This is a genomic window from Arcticibacterium sp. GJ41-1, assembly GCF_055808875.1.
Genome location: NZ_CM147888.1, coordinates 4182270 through 4196822, shown reverse-complemented (window position 1 = coordinate 4196822; position 14553 = coordinate 4182270). Strand labels below are relative to the sequence as shown.

General features: G+C 36.3%; 12 protein-coding genes and 1 pseudogene. 10 read left to right on the top strand and 3 right to left on the bottom strand.

What is annotated here, in order from left to right:
* Positions 1-157: 157 nt before the first annotated feature.
* Positions 158-3406, bottom strand: coding sequence for a TraB/GumN family protein (locus AC0L6O_RS17280; protein WP_473304115.1), 3249 nt, complete (start codon positions 3404-3406; stop codon positions 158-160).
* Positions 3407-3927: 521 nt separating this feature from the next.
* Here AC0L6O_RS17280 and AC0L6O_RS17275 point away from each other — a divergent pair.
* The 7 genes and pseudogenes from AC0L6O_RS17275 (at position 3928) to AC0L6O_RS17245 (ending at position 10877) form a co-directional block, all read left to right on the top strand.
* Positions 3928-4146 carry a hypothetical protein gene (locus AC0L6O_RS17275; RefSeq protein ID WP_473304114.1) on the top strand — a complete coding sequence of 73 codons (219 nt, stop codon included), beginning with the start codon at positions 3928-3930 and terminating at the stop codon, positions 4144-4146.
* Positions 4147-4186: 40 nt separating this feature from the next.
* The gene (locus tag AC0L6O_RS17270; RefSeq protein WP_473304113.1) at positions 4187-4657 is read left to right on the top strand and encodes a hypothetical protein; all 471 of its coding nucleotides are present in this window, start codon (positions 4187-4189) and stop codon (positions 4655-4657) included.
* A 106-nt stretch (positions 4658-4763) separates the two neighbouring features.
* The gene (locus tag AC0L6O_RS17265; protein ID WP_473304111.1) at positions 4764-6062 is read left to right on the top strand and encodes a GAF domain-containing sensor histidine kinase; all 1299 of its coding nucleotides are present in this window, start codon (positions 4764-4766) and stop codon (positions 6060-6062) included.
* Between the two features lie 81 nt (positions 6063-6143).
* Entirely contained in the window at positions 6144-6791 is a 648-nt protein-coding gene (locus AC0L6O_RS17260) for a DNA alkylation repair protein (RefSeq protein ID WP_473304109.1), read from the top strand.
* Positions 6792-6838: 47 nt separating this feature from the next.
* Positions 6839-7720 (top strand): pirin family protein, encoded by an 882-nt coding sequence (locus tag AC0L6O_RS17255; protein ID WP_473304107.1) that lies wholly within the window; start codon positions 6839-6841, stop codon positions 7718-7720.
* 728 nt (positions 7721-8448) lie between these two features.
* The gene (locus tag AC0L6O_RS17250; protein ID WP_473304106.1) at positions 8449-9213 is read left to right on the top strand and encodes an SDR family NAD(P)-dependent oxidoreductase; all 765 of its coding nucleotides are present in this window, start codon (positions 8449-8451) and stop codon (positions 9211-9213) included.
* Positions 9214-9377: 164 nt separating this feature from the next.
* Positions 9378-10877 (top strand): annotated as a pseudogene (locus AC0L6O_RS17245) (alkaline phosphatase D family protein).
* Positions 10878-10922: 45 nt separating this feature from the next.
* Here AC0L6O_RS17245 and AC0L6O_RS17240 read toward each other — a convergent pair.
* Both AC0L6O_RS17240 and AC0L6O_RS17235 read right to left on the bottom strand, forming a co-directional pair.
* A complete protein-coding gene (locus AC0L6O_RS17240) occupies positions 10923-11447 on the bottom strand; it encodes a hypothetical protein (protein WP_473304105.1) in 525 nt (174 codons plus the stop codon).
* 223 nt (positions 11448-11670) lie between these two features.
* Positions 11671-12006: a winged helix-turn-helix transcriptional regulator gene (locus tag AC0L6O_RS17235; protein WP_111373787.1), complete on the bottom strand. Its 336-nt coding sequence runs from the start codon at positions 12004-12006 to the stop codon at positions 11671-11673.
* A gap of 93 nt (positions 12007-12099) precedes the next feature.
* On the opposite strand from AC0L6O_RS17235, the gene AC0L6O_RS17230 reads away from it, so the two are divergent.
* From AC0L6O_RS17230 to AC0L6O_RS17220, 3 genes are all read left to right on the top strand, one after another.
* Complete coding sequence (locus AC0L6O_RS17230) at positions 12100-12774, top strand: NAD(P)H-dependent oxidoreductase (protein ID WP_473304104.1); 675 nt, start codon at positions 12100-12102, stop codon at positions 12772-12774.
* Between the two features lie 204 nt (positions 12775-12978).
* Complete coding sequence (locus AC0L6O_RS17225) at positions 12979-13656, top strand: zinc metalloprotease (RefSeq protein WP_473304102.1); 678 nt, start codon at positions 12979-12981, stop codon at positions 13654-13656.
* 78 nt (positions 13657-13734) lie between these two features.
* Entirely contained in the window at positions 13735-14496 is a 762-nt protein-coding gene (locus AC0L6O_RS17220; protein ID WP_473304101.1) for an RDD family protein, read from the top strand.
* Positions 14497-14553: the final 57 nt, after the last annotated feature.

Sequence of the window (14553 nt, the reverse complement as noted above, 5' to 3'; positions counted from 1 at the left end):
ATTTTAAAAGGAAGAATGTTTTGAAACACATAGACAACTTTTAACAATGTCAGGTACTGGAAACCTTCTGGCAAACACTGATTTTATCAAAATTGTAGATAAAAGACCCTTATTGCTATTTTAGGAAAGGTTTCTACGGAAATTGTTTGAAAAGTGATTAATAGTTTGAAAATTCTCCATAAGCACCATATTGGAGAAAAATAGAATTTAGCTTTTCTATATGTTGCTCATTCGTAAGCCCTTTCTCCATATAGTCAAAAGCGATTTGTGGTTTTTCTTTCTGAAACTTTCCATTGTTAAATGGGCCTATCATGCCTATTACATTTTCCTCATCACCAATGAATTTGGACTTAAATAAATACATTTTATCTTTTTTGTCTTCTCCGAGATAATAAGATTTTAGTAATGTTACATCCTCCACCCAATAATCATCATAATCCACCGCTTTGGCAATGAAAATTGCCTTTGCCAGCTCTTCTTCTGAGGCCATTTTTTTTGGTAATTTTCTGCCGTATTGAGTATAAAGGTTATGTATATCAAAAGCTTGGTAACTGTTTAATCCTTCTCTAAGAAGTTTAGCGGAAATCTTCTCTTTGTTTTTTAACCTTTTTTCAATGAGGATATATAAAGGGTAAGATTCATTGTTTTCAATTAACTTTCTTTCCAGTTCATTTTCACGATAGCAAGGCAAACAGTTTTCTAAATAGAGACCAACATAGTTTGGGGAGTAATTGGATGAATCTGTATTGGCAATATAAGAGTCTATACCCGCTTTTATTTTAGACTCTATCCAGACATCATCTGACTTAATGAAATTAGGGGTTTTATCACTGTAGTACCAATTGGCCAATAAATATATACCATCGTTCTCTGCAATATTTCGATTAATCAAATCTTTAACTCGTGTATAGTATAGCTTAATTAAACCTAAAGAATCGGATAAATTACCATATAAATAATAAGGCATGAACTCTTCTAAGTCTTCTGAGTTTTCAAGAAAGTGGAATAGTCTATCAAAGTGCAAACTGTCAGGTTGATTTAATTCATTATTGATAAAGAGCTCCTTTAAACTGGAATCATCTAAGCCGTCGTAAACTGCTTTTATCTTTTTTGATTGGCTGTCATTAAGTTCCAAATCGAATAACTGATTGATTAAGCCTGAAGTAATCTGTTTTGAGGAGTATTGTCTATTTATTGCTTCAAGTATTTTCTCAAAATCCTTTCCTCTAAATCCATCATACATTGGCAATGCTTTCTCGGCTCTTTTAAAGGTCAAAGAGTCATCTGAAGTTAAATCAGAAAGAAGTATTTCTGCTTTAGATTGAGTAATTGCAGTAGAAGCCATACTGTCAATTTCTATATCAATAGATTCGAAAACTTGATTAAGGCTAGGATTATCTATTAAGCTGTAAGGTGCACTTGCTTCCAAAGAAAGTTCAAAGCCATTACAAATGAAGCCCTTTATTCGAGTCACAGCAAAACTCGAATCCTTTTCATAAACCAAATCATAAAATGGGCATTGTCCATTTAGCACACCAGTAGAAAATGAGTAAATAGAATCTTTAGCACTTACATTCGATTTTAAATCTTCAAATGTGTATTGAAAATTACTTTCATCTAGGTGTTTATATTTCCCAAACTTTGTAAAAATTAATTGAAGGTCCACACCAGCCTGGGTTGAACTAAAAGTATAGCTGGTTACATTGTTGCTGAAAACATCATAAGTTTCTTCTTTAAATTCTTGAGTTAGCACTAATCCGCTGTAACCCGAAGGGGCATAGGCAAATGTTTTAAGCTCTATATTTATAGAATCGTTAAAACTAATATTTTCAAAGAAAGCCTTATCTCGAATGTTCTTTTTTGTGGTTTGCATAAGAAAAAAGGCTCGAGAGCCTCTAACCATAGTTTTAATGTAGCTTTTGCTTCCGCCTGATTGATTGAAGATAACATATGCCGTGGGTATACCGTCCTCAGTTATTTCTTTGTAATCTTCAATAGTAGCATTTTGATTGATGGCAACTAATTTTATCTGTTCTTTTATTGCCTCATAAGGTTTAGGGTAAGTCACTCCGGGTATTAAACTGTTGTATCGTACCATATACATATCCTTTGAGACTGGTTCTTGATACATTCCGTAATGAATTTTAACATTGCCTCTCTCTTCAAACCCTTCCATGGTACTTTCATGGGTGTTAAATTCTATTCCTTTTGGGAAAAAGAAACTAAAATCACCGCTTTCGCTACTTCTATTTACCCACTCTGTTTCGTTTGATAGTGGAGCGTATGCTAAGCCTTCAAAAAAAGTATCTATTGTGGATGAAGTCATAGTTGCTTCGCTAAAACCGATGACTAATTGTATGGCAGAGTACATTTGGCTTAGTGTTATTCTAATACGTGTGGGTTGGCCATTGGCAGTACTTATGAACTCAACTATTCGTAGCGTGTCATTCGAGATAATGAGATTACTCTCACTATTTGCTCCATGAAGCATTTCTTTTACCAATCCTTCTTCTATCACCTGAGGACTAGACAAGAAAGAAGGAAATGTCATTTGTAGAAAAATTAATCCTCTTGAAATATTCGAACTCATGCTTACCTCACCAATACCTTGAAAATCTTTTGGAGGAGTGTTTGTTTTTGACAAGAAAGTTAATGGAAATTTTTCACTTTTTATTTTTATCCAATCGCTATCATTTTCCCTATTATAAGTATCGTGTATTTCTTCATTAGGCTTGCCTTTAAGCACTCTTCTGACCGAGTAGCCTTTCTCTTTTAGAAGCGAGAGTACATTCCCACCCCCGGCCAAATGGGCAGCACCAACAATTCCAAAGGTAGGTTTTTGCTGAGCAAGCTCTACAAATGAATCAGCCTGAATTTTGTTCCTTTCATTTAATTCGAGTTCTTCCTTGTGGGTTTCGGGTAGGGTTTTGGTATAATCTTCCAACTTATGATAGTTGTTACTCAGATACATTTCTTTTAAGCGAATGAAATTTTCTGAATTTCGGTCAAACTTCGTGTCTTCAGATTTTAAATTTTCTAGTAAATTAAACTGGTCAGTTAAGTCCTCTAACCCTTGAGGGGCAAGCCCTAAATTTAAACCCACCTGAAAGAGGTAACCATCAAGAAATGTTGGCATTCCGTCCTTTTGAAAAGATTCCTGAAGGTCTTTGCTAAATTCATTAGATTCATCTTTCCCTCTTTCCTTCCGTTCTATCATCGCTTCATAGAAGTAATCAATAATAAGAGAGTCCAAGTCTACAACATTTACTTCTGCTGCTATTTGTTCGCAATTTTTAATTGCAACAAATAGTGAATCGTCAAACTGAAACAATTCTTTATCATTCAGGTGCATACTCCCGAATAAATAAGAAGGAGCAGGCAAGTTCTTTCCTGTAATTTCCCACAAATGGTTGGAGTATTTACTTTGTGAAAAACTAATTAAGGGTAAAGAAAGATAAAGGAGGATTAGTGTAATGCGGGGTAGCTTAGTCAATGGATTTGGATTTTTTCAGAAAAGTAAAAATAAATGGTCGCAGGTAAAACAAGTGAGGTGTTTTTTTTACTGAATAAGGGTTTTTCGCTGAAAAGCCTATTGAAAATGTAGCGAGAATGCGTTTGCTTAGCTGTATCAGTTCTTTTTGTCTAAGTGCTGATTTGAGTTCTTAACTTTAGATTAATGGCAGTAATCTTATCTTTTAACCACACATATACCTCGTATGATGGAATCGAATTCCACACTTTCTACATATATGGGTATAGGGAATGAAGTTTTTTACTTAGTGGGTACAACACAAATTATGAAAACATGCTAATTCTCCTTTTAACATCCATCGTCCTTTATTTTAGAAATAAAAAACAATCTAAAATGGACCTTAATTGAAATCAATTTAGGAAGGAGAATTACGCTCATTTAAAACAAAAAATATTATGAAAACGACTAAAATAATTGGGATACTCCTAATCATAGGGAGTTTGGTTTTAGGTTACTTTGGCTTTAATAAAGTCAGTAAGAATAATGCTTCGGTAGAGGTTTTAGGACTTGAACTTGATGCCTCTAATAAATCTGGGAAAGAGCAAGGTTACATGCTTCTAGGTTTTAGCCTTGTTGTGTTTGTAGGAGGCTTGTACACTACCAGTAAAAGGTAAATAGAGCCATTCTTAAATTTTAACGCGAAAAAAACAAATTATGAAAAAGCATATAACTATACTGAGTTTAATATTATTAATAAGTGTCTCTTCAAAAGCCCAGTACAATGGAGCTATTGGTATCAGATTTACCGATGGACCGGCAGTCTCTGCTAAGTTTAACACTTGGGGGAGTTCGGCCTTTGAGGTACTAGTAGGTGGTTTTGGGAATGGATTAAAAGGTACACTGCTTTATGAAATGCACAATCCCGCATTTAACTCTACCAGATGGAGATGGTATTACGGTTTTGGTGGGCATGCAGGTGCATCTCCAGTAAAACGTAAAAACTATGACCCTATCTATCATGATGATGTTTTTCACATAGGTGTAGATGGTATAGTGGGATTAGAGCACACCTTTACCGAGATACCAATAAACATTAGTGCCGATTGGAAACCGGAGTTTAATTTTGTCAATTATACAGGACTTGTCTTACCCGTTTTTGGCCTTTCGGGAAGGTTCGCTTTTTAAGATTAACAACATACTTTTTGGAAGTAGATAAGGGATGAATAGCATTTATCCCTTTATTTGTGTAGTCTTATAACGAGTGTTTTGACAGTAACCCTTTTAAATTAATATGCAGATTGCCAACTTGCCAGCAAACGAAAAAGAGAGATTGCAGGCACTGACCGAATTAGAAATTATAGGTTCCGAAGAGGAAGAATCCTTTAATGATTTGGCTAAGTTGGCTTCTTACGTATGCGGAACTCCGGTAGCTTTAATTAGTTTTATTGAGGAAGACCGTCAATGGTTTAAATCTGCTGTAGGTACAGACCTCAGAGAAACTCCCCGAGATATAGCTTTTTGCTCACACGCAATTCTGGCCGAAGAAGACCTTATGGTGGTGAATGATGCTAAAGAAGATGCTCGTTTTGTAGATAATCCATTAGTTACAGGAGATGCCAATATTCAATTTTATGCAGGTGTGCCTTTAAAGGTAAACGACCAACTTCCTGTAGGCACGGTGTGTGTATTAGATACAAAACCACATAAACTTTCGGCAGACCAAGAAGAGGCTCTTCGGAGAATTTCTAGGCAGGTGATGAAGCTCTTAGAGTTGCGTAAAAGAAATATCAGTAATCGAGATTTGGCTCGTGAAAATGAAAAAAGACTTAAAGAGGAAATAGAGCGTCAAACAGAAAGTTTAGAACGGAAGAATTTTGAGCTCCGCCAATTAAATGCAGAAATGGAACAGATGGTTTATATAGCCAGCCATGACCTCAAAGAGCCCATTAGGAAACTAAAAATATATGCAGATATTCTGGGGCAGGAGCAGTTTGCAGATGAAAGACTTAATAAGTTTCTACCTAAAATTCATAACAGTGCAGACCGAGCGTATAGCCTCGTGAATGACATTTTAGACTTTGCCAAAGTCAAATCTATTGGTCTTGTGAAAAAAGATGTTGATTTCAATGTTTTGATGCTAGCCGTGATAGAAGCTTCTGATGAAATTATTTCAGATAGCAAGGCTGAAATTCAGATGGCTAAGCTGCCAACCATCATGGTAGATGAAAATCAGATGATTCAACTTTTCTCAAACCTTATTCAAAATGCTATTAAATACTGCAAAAATGTGCCTTCCATTCATATTACGGCATCAGAGGTAGTTTTAAATGAAAATGATTTTGTTCCTAAAAACATTAATGCAGGTACTTTCCATAGGATAGATGTGACAGATAATGGCATTGGTTTTGACCTCAGTCATAAAGACAAAATCTTTGATTTTTTCCAACGGCTTCATAACAAAAACGAGTTTAGTGGCACGGGAATAGGCTTGGCCATTGTCAAGAAAATAGCTCAAAATCACGGCGGCTTGGTGGAAGCCACCAGCCAAATGGGAGAGGGGTCTATTTTTAGTGTTTATTTGCCAGTTTAAGCTATTAATCCACGGCACTAAAAGAATTGACCTAGAAAGCTGAAAAATAGATTGCCGAAGGTTGTGAATTTAATTTAGATTATGACAGCTCAGGACTTTAAAGATAGTTTGGAAATCATTGGTCAGGAATATTCGGGAGCCATTCCTAAAAAGGAGTTGTTTTCTTTGGCAAAAGAATTTCAGAATATGTCTTTAGAGGAGGTGGTGTCATTACTTAAAAGTGATAATGATGACTACAGACTGGCTGCTGTTTCAGTTTTGGACTGGAAAGCTCGTAATAAGAAAACTACGCAAGAAGAAAAGTACGAGGCTTATAAAACCTACCTAACTCACCATGAATACATTAATAACTGGGGTATGGTGGATAGAGCCGCACCTTATGTGGTTGGTGGATATTTGTTCGGTAAGGATAAAACACCGCTATATGATTTAGCAAAATCTCAGAATCCTATGGAGCGGCGAACTGCCATTGTGAGTACCTATTATTTTATTCGTAAAAATGAAATAGATGACACGTTCAAGATTGCTGAAATTCTGGTGAATGATAAAGAACATTTTGTTCAAACTGCTGTAGGAAGTTGGATTAGAGAAGCAGGCAAAAGAGATGAAGAAAGATTAAAGCTATTTTTAGACAAACATGCCGCTACCATGCCACGTGTGACATTGAGATTTGCGATTGAAAAGTTTAATCCTGAACTTAGAAAACACTATTTAGGTTTAGCCAAATAGGATTTATAAAAACCAAGTATCTTTAATTAGTACAAACTCAATAGAAGGTGGCAAATAACAAACTAATAGTAGACGAAAGACAGACTGACCTTGGCAAATTTATGGTGGGAAGGCTGCTGCCGTTTAGAAAGAAGCGTCAGGTGGGTCCGTTCACTTTTATAGACCACATGGGGCCAGCGACTATAGGAAATGGTAATTATATAGATGTAGACCAGCACCCTCATACTGGCTTAAGTACATTAACTTATCTTTTTGAAGGAGAAGTAGAGCATAAAGACAGCACCGGAACGGTGAAAATCATAAATGCAGGTGATGTGGGCTTTATGACTTCGGGCAGTGGTGTAACACATACCGAAAGAACACCGGCTCTTAAAAGGAATGAAGAAGAATTCGTTTTACACGGCTATCAAATATGGGTAGCCTTACCAAAAGATAAAGAGGAAATAGAGCCACGTTTTGATTTTATTCCTAGTAATGAAGTACCAAGTTGGAAAGTAGGCAAACTAAATATCAAGCTCGTTGCAGGAAATGGATTTGGGAAATCATCGCGTCTTCAGGGCTACTCTCCGCTGTTCATGGTTGATATTTTTGCGGAAGAAGCAAACACTTTGGACTTAAAAGGAAAACTAAAAGGCGAAGTAGCTTTTGTGATAGTAAAAGGCTCCATAACTACACAAAATGGAAAGGTTAATGCAGGGCAAATGCTCATAAGTAAGATGGATGATGAGTGTGAAATTTGTTTAGATAAGGGTACACAGATTTTACTTTTTGGTGGCGAACCATTACCTGAAGAGCGTTTTTTGATGTGGAATTTTGTTTCACATGATAAGGACAGACTAAAAAAAGCCAAGGAAGACTGGCAAGAAAGGAGGTTTCCTAAAGTACCTCGAGACAGCACATATATTCCGTTTCCAGAATTAAAGAAGTGATAAGTTTCCCTTTTGTTGGCTATTTATTACACTGTTACACTAAGTATATCTATTTCTAAATTTTCTAAAGGATACTGTAAAAAAAATTTAAAACCTTTACTCATTCTCTCTACATTTGAATTGTAGTCTTTCGTGAATTTTTCTGCCAAAGTCCTTCAATATGCTTGACTTATAAGTTAGTTACCACTTAATCAAATTATTATTTGAAATCGTTTTTATGTCATAAAACGGGTAATTTGAAGTGCAGTCTAATATGGCGTAAGCTATATACGTAAATCGGCATTGATCGTAGAATTAATTTCGCATATTTCATGTCGGAGCAATGTGCTTGCTTGGAATAGCGGAAAGACTTTCAGAAATCAATAGGAACTTTTGTGTGCTTCATACGGTCATACTTTTCTTTTGGATAATCTTTTAAAGGACCTTTTTATGAAGAGGCATATCTGTTTTTGATTTGTGGAGCCTCTTACGAATTGTTTAAAATTTTGCTAAACCATTATCGTAAACAAGAACTTCAAGCAACGGTGGAAAAGCTATAACTAGCCTTTGACTTTTAGCCAAACTCTTAATATAGAATGAAATAAGCATGACCGATTTTAACAAAAAACAGGGATTTGATTTTTTGTTAAGCTTTGATGCCGTGGTTTCTATATTTGTATGGAGTAATTTGAATCAAAATAGGCACAACAATAATTCTAAAACCTAAATTTTAATAAGTCAATATAAAAATGGACAATAAATTAACAGGGAAAAAGGTGCTCATTACCGCTGGTGCTCAGGGGATTGGTGAATCAATAACCAGACACTTTATTGATAGCGGTGCCAATGTTTCCATCCATTATTTTTCTAGTGCTGATACTGCGAATGAATTGGTAGAATACGCCACAAGCAAAGGACAAAAAGCGGTGGCAATAAGTGGTGATTTGACAAAAGAAGCCGATGCAAATGCTTTGGTGGAAAAAACGGTAAAGGTTTTAGGTGGTTTGGATATCCTGATAAATAATGCTGGTTCACTTGTAGCCCGTAAAATGCTGGGTGAAATGGAAGCTGAATTTTGGCATAAAGTAATGGATATAAACCTTACATCCATGATGTTTGTGACGAAAGCTGCAACTCCCTATCTAGCAAAAAATGAGAATAGCAGTATTGTTAATTTAGCATCGCTGGCAGGGCGTAAAGGTGGTCACCCAGGCTCACTAGTTTATGCTACCAGCAAAGGTGCTATTCTAACATTTACGCGAGCACTTTCTACAGAACTTGGACCTCAAGGCATTAGAGTCAACGCCGTATCTCCAGGTCTTATTCTAGGAACTTCATTTCACAACACGCATACCACAAAAGAATCAGCAGATGCCACTACGGCTGGCATTCCTATTCAGCGAGCAGGTAACGCAGCTGACGTAGCAAGAGCGGTTTTATATTTGGCGTCCGAATACGACGGTTTTATTACTGGTGCTACACTAGATATTAATGGAGGTGTCTATAATATGTAATGCCAAAGCATTGCTTTATTACTTCAATGGTAATAGTCGATTTGGTCGATAGAAGGTTTAATTAAGTAATGCTGCTAAGAGCCATTTTAGCTGAAATACATAAATTTGAAAGCTTCAAAAACATGAAGTCAGCCATTTCAAAACCCTAGGAAATAATAAACATAATGAGATTAAAGCTACTAATTGGTCTATTCTTCTTTGCTCTTATAAGCAATACTGCTTTTTGTCAAACCAAAGGAGCCGTTTCAAAACGTTACGACGTCACTTTGAGACAAGCACACATGGGGAGTTTGGAAATTGACACCATGCTGCTGGAGAGTTATACCACTTTGCCAGCTAATGTTAGGCAGTTTTATCTTGATGCAAGAACTGTTTTTGAGAAAGACAAAAAGATTGATTTTACAGATAGTAGAATAGTTAAGGCTGCCGCCCAAAATAACATGCCCTTAATGGCAGGGCCAATGTTGGGTGATATAAAAGAGCATGGAGTAAGTATTTGGCTAAGGCCATCAAACAAACGCCCAATTCGTATTAAAGTAACTGCCTTAAATACTAAGAAAGAAAAAACATATACCCTAAAACCTACCATGGCGGGAAAGGAGGAAAGAGTAGTCCTAAATGATTTATCTCCGGCCTCTAAGTATGAATATGTGGTACTATCACGCGGTGCCAAAATAGGAGAGGGTGCTTTCCAAACCACAGCAAAAATTGACGAAAAGGTAGGTTTGAGATTAGCTTTTGCCTCAGATTTTCACAAAATAGGTCTTCATAACCCAAACCTTATGGAGGCTATTTTAAAGCGAGAACCAATAGCCATGATGCTTTTAGGTGACCTAGCGGTGGATGATAGAGAAAATAACATGAGCATGCACAGGGCTGATTATCTGCTTCGTGATGTTTCTCAAGCTTGGCGAAGCCTCTCTGCCAATGTACCCTTATATGCAGCTTGGGACGACCACGATTACCTTAATAATGACCTCAGCGGCCTACCAGAATGGTTTACAAAAGAAGACAGGACGGAACTCCGAAACTTATGGCGTGCAAACTGGAATAACCCTAAAACGGATGTAGAAGGAATTTACTTCAATACCCGAATTGGTCAGGTGGAAATGATAATGCTTGACACCAGGTCTTATCGTACGGTAGAGAAAAGAGGAGAGTATGGTTCCTAATTGGGTAAAGAACAGCTTAGTTGGTTAAAAAATGTCTTGGCAAAATCTACCGCACCTTTTAAAATTATTTCTAGCGGAACCATGTGGAGCGATTATATATCTAACGGAAAAGACTCTTGGGGTACATGGGATACGCAGGCACGTGAAGAAATTTATAAGTTTATAGAAACCGAAAACATACCTGGTGTACTATTACTCAGCGGAGACCGTCACGGTGCACGTGGTTTTACTATTCCTAGAGATTCAGGATTTGAGTTCTACGAATTTGGACCAGCCTCTTTAGGTGGTGTGCCAGGGCCAGAAGCCATAGTTAAAGATGCCTCAAGTCAAATGTTCGGCTATCTTGGTCTAGGCCTAAAAGCCTTTGGCGAGTTTACATTTAACATGGAAGGGAGTGAACCTGAAGTCACTTTCAGGCTAATTAATGAACTAGGCGACATTATGGAAGAGCATGTAGTTCCTTATAGTAAGTTGATTCCGGGAGGGAAGTAGACTTAAAACCAAAGCCTATAATTAGAGAAGAAAGCAGCCTTCCTTTTAATTCGTTTTGACTTTTACTTTAAATTTACCATTGGTAATTTCGATGATATCAGAAGGGTCTTCTCTATTAACAAGGGTGGCTTCAAATGTGCCTTCGGCATTGGTTGCTGTCAAGATTTCAAAATCTACATAACCGCCACCGCCAGTTTCAAGAGCGGAATAATCTTTATCGTCATGGAAGTAACTAATGTTGCTCAAATATGAATTGACGTTTGTACCCACAGGTACTCGGGTAGCTCCGAGACTAGGGAACATATTGAAATTGAAAATTTTATCTTGTGAGCTAATATTTCCATTCACTACTAATTCACTTTCCATAGGAGTGGCAAACCAATACATGGATGCGTTATTATTAGTTTGGGCCCTAAAAGTTTCTCCATTCATTTCACACTCGACAAAATAAATTGGGTTTAAGTCTGTGTCTTCAAAAATCTCTTCACAAGAAATGAAAACCAAAGAGCTTAGCAGGAGTAAGAGATGATAAGCTTGAAAAATTGACTTCTTTTTTGGATTGTTATTCATAATAATCTTGAGTTTAGCGTATAAAGCTAAAAATTGGCAGAAAGCAATCCAAGAAGAAAAAGAGAATTCAATTTTACGGTTTTACTCCTTATGTTGTTGGTAGTTAGGTTTTTGGTAGTCTTTTTAGGTCTCCATATATACAGAGGTGCCTGTAGGGCACTTTGTAGCTGTTCGTAATATTTTCTTTAGTGCAGGCAAGTAAATTGAGTAAAGAATCTAAACCCTAATCTGCATGATTTTCCACCGCATAAACGCCCCATTCTGCTATAGAAGTCACCACGGGCATTAAGGTTTGGCCAAAATCGGTTAAAGAATATTCTACTTTTAAAGGAGGTTTAGAGGTGTAAACCGTTCTTTTTATGATGCCATCTTCTTCCAAGGTTTTTAACTGAAGACTTAGCGTACGCTCTGTTACGGTAGGCATTTCTTTGCGAAGCTCATTATAACGAAGCTTGCCATTTCTTAAGTGAAATAAAATGACTGTTTTCCATTTGCCACCTATCATTCCCATGGTTAAACTGGCACAGCATGGGTATTCCTTTCCTTTAAACGTATACATATTTCAAACTATCCTTTTTGACCGTTATTGCAAAGGTAAAGTACTATACATACTTTTGCAACTATAGAAATTATAGTATAAAGATTTAAGCCAATGAGCACACCAAATATTTCAAAAAAGGACATTATAAATGCGTTTCAATTTAGACACGCTACCAAGGAATTTGACACAACAAAAAAGTTGTCTGATGAGGAGATAAATTTCATTTTACAAACCGCCAATTTGTCACCAAGTTCTTTTGGTTTTGAGCCTTGGCATTTTGTGGTGGTACAAGACCAAGAACTACGCGAACTTTTAAAGCCTGTAGCTTGGGGAGCACCTTTAAAGTTAGATACTGCTAGTCATTTCATATTAGGCTTAAGCATGAAAGCTCCAATGACAAAGTGGGATTCGGAGTATATCATGCACATGATGAAAGATGTGAAACAACTTCCGGCTGAAGCTATAGAGATGTATTCAAAATTCTATAGAGAATTTCAAGAGCGTGATTTCAATTTAGACAATGATAAAAAGATGTTTGATTGGGCTTCAAAACAAACCTACATAGCCTTAGGCAACATGATGACGGCAGCTGCACTTACAGGAATAGACAGTTGCCCTATTGAAGGATTTCATCAAGAAAAAGCCGAGGCTTTATTAAGAGAGAAGTTTGATATAGATACAGACAAATATGGTTTGTCTTTCATGGTAGCTTTTGGTCACAGAAAAGCAGCCCCACCTTTCGCAAAATCAAGAAGAGATTTTAATGATATTGTGAGCTGGAAATAAGCCCTCAGCATTCCAGATAACACTTGCCCACCTAGGTTTTACTTAGGTGGGCTTTTTGCGTTTTTACAGGGCCGATTACCGAATAATCAATTTATTATTTTTAGCCGTTTTTAACGGATAAAAACGGCTAATTTGCGTCTATACTAATGTTGTCGATAATTAAAGTAAAAGAAAAAGGAACATCAGCTAAGAGAGCCAAATTGAATGAAAAATTATTCCGAAATATCACTTACTGAAAATGTAGATAATCAGACATTCACTGAGTTGTCAAATAGAATTGAATCTGAATATAAAGGTAAAATCGAAAATGATTTATCCGATCCCGAATCAAAATATAGAAATTTTATAATTGAGGGTAAAAGAATAACACTTCACGAAAACAACTTTGCTGGAGTCTTAATTTTTCCTACTAAACTTGCGGACGCTGAAAGAGATGAGAATTTAATAGCCGAAAGAATTGGATTTAATTTAAAATATAGAAAACCAAATACAACAACATGGACGAAATTTAGAATTGGTGGTGAATATGAGATTGTTAACTTACTGGAAAATATTCACTACTGTAGAGAAGAAAAAGGTAATTATGAACTTAGTTCTTATGAAGAACATAGTGGCGGTTGCGAAGATCATGACCATTGTCAGATATGTTTAACAATGATTTCCTGTAAAGTGCCAGATAAAGAATTGTATTCCTCACCAAGAAACATTGTTTGCGTTGAATGCTTCAATGACTTCATTAATGAAGAAAATTATCTCGATAAAATTGAAACCTATGAGAAATTCGAAAAACCTATCAAAGGAAGAACGGAAAGAACAACTTGGTTTAATCAAATAAGGCAAGCATTCACGAATAAAAAGAAAAATACCGATAACAAGCGATGATCATGTCAGATTGGCTATCGCCAAATCCGGCAGATATCGTAGATCCGTTACCACAAATAAAAAACCAACCACCAATTTATGAACAGAAATCTAGAGAAAGAGCCCGTTTTATCAAGTAGAAAAAGAAGAGTAGCAGCATTCTTAATTGACTATTTTGTTTTTCTTTTGGTAGTAGCACTAGTCTTAACACATGAGACAGACTTTATGGGCGAAAATAATTTCGATGAGCTTAGAGCTAGGCAGCTACCAGCAATGATTATTGGTTTACTTCTATATTTTGCCAAGGATTCTATTAAAGGAATTAGTCCTGGTAAATGGGCTATGGGAATTATGGTGCGTGATGAAAACAATCCGAATAAGGTTCCTTCTTTTGGTAGGTTATTCATTCGGAATTTGTTTTTAATAATTCTGCCAATAGAATTTATAGTTCTTGCTTCAAACCAAGAGAAAAAAAGACTCGGAGACAAAACCACAAAAGCAATTGTAGTTAAGAATCCCAACAGGCCGGCAAGGCTTCCAAGAATACTAACATTAGTAGTAGTTGGGCTTAGCTTTTATACATTTTTATTTTTCTTAGTTGCTTCGGCAATGAAAGAATCCGATGCCTATAAAGTAGCAATTACAGAAATTGAGAAAAACGAAGAAATCTTATCTGAAACTGGTGGAATAAAAGGTTACGGAATGATACCGACAGGGCATGTTGATTATGTGAACGGAAATGGAAAGGCTCAATTAGAAATAAAAGTTCTCGGAAATGATAAGGATTTTAAGGTAGATGTTCTTTTAACTAAAGAACTAAACGGAGAGTGGAAATTAATAGAATTGAACGAAAAAAGATAAGACTAATAATTTAGGTTTAAGGCCTCGCTTTTTTGAGCATTTCAAGTGTTAAGGAGA

Bases quoted from the DNA above. Each gene is read 5' to 3' on its own strand.
- AC0L6O_RS17275 (WP_473304114.1), top strand. From the start codon at position 3,928: ATGAAAACGACTAAAATAATTGGGATACTCCTAATCATAGGGAGTTTG.
- AC0L6O_RS17270 (WP_473304113.1), top strand. From the start codon at position 4,187: ATGAAAAAGCATATAACTATACTGAGTTTAATATTATTAATAAGTGTC.
- AC0L6O_RS17265 (WP_473304111.1), top strand. From the start codon at position 4,764: ATGCAGATTGCCAACTTGCCAGCAAACGAAAAAGAGAGATTGCAGGCA.
- AC0L6O_RS17260 (WP_473304109.1), top strand. From the start codon at position 6,144: ATGACAGCTCAGGACTTTAAAGATAGTTTGGAAATCATTGGTCAGGAA.
- AC0L6O_RS17250 (WP_473304106.1), top strand. From the start codon at position 8,449: ATGGACAATAAATTAACAGGGAAAAAGGTGCTCATTACCGCTGGTGCT.
- AC0L6O_RS17240 (WP_473304105.1), bottom strand. From the start codon at position 11,447: ATGAATAACAATCCAAAAAAGAAGTCAATTTTTCAAGCTTATCATCTC.
- AC0L6O_RS17235 (WP_111373787.1), bottom strand. From the start codon at position 12,006: ATGTATACGTTTAAAGGAAAGGAATACCCATGCTGTGCCAGTTTAACC.
- AC0L6O_RS17230 (WP_473304104.1), top strand. From the start codon at position 12,100: ATGAGCACACCAAATATTTCAAAAAAGGACATTATAAATGCGTTTCAA.
- AC0L6O_RS17225 (WP_473304102.1), top strand. From the start codon at position 12,979: ATGAAAAATTATTCCGAAATATCACTTACTGAAAATGTAGATAATCAG.
- AC0L6O_RS17220 (WP_473304101.1), top strand. From the start codon at position 13,735: ATGAACAGAAATCTAGAGAAAGAGCCCGTTTTATCAAGTAGAAAAAGA.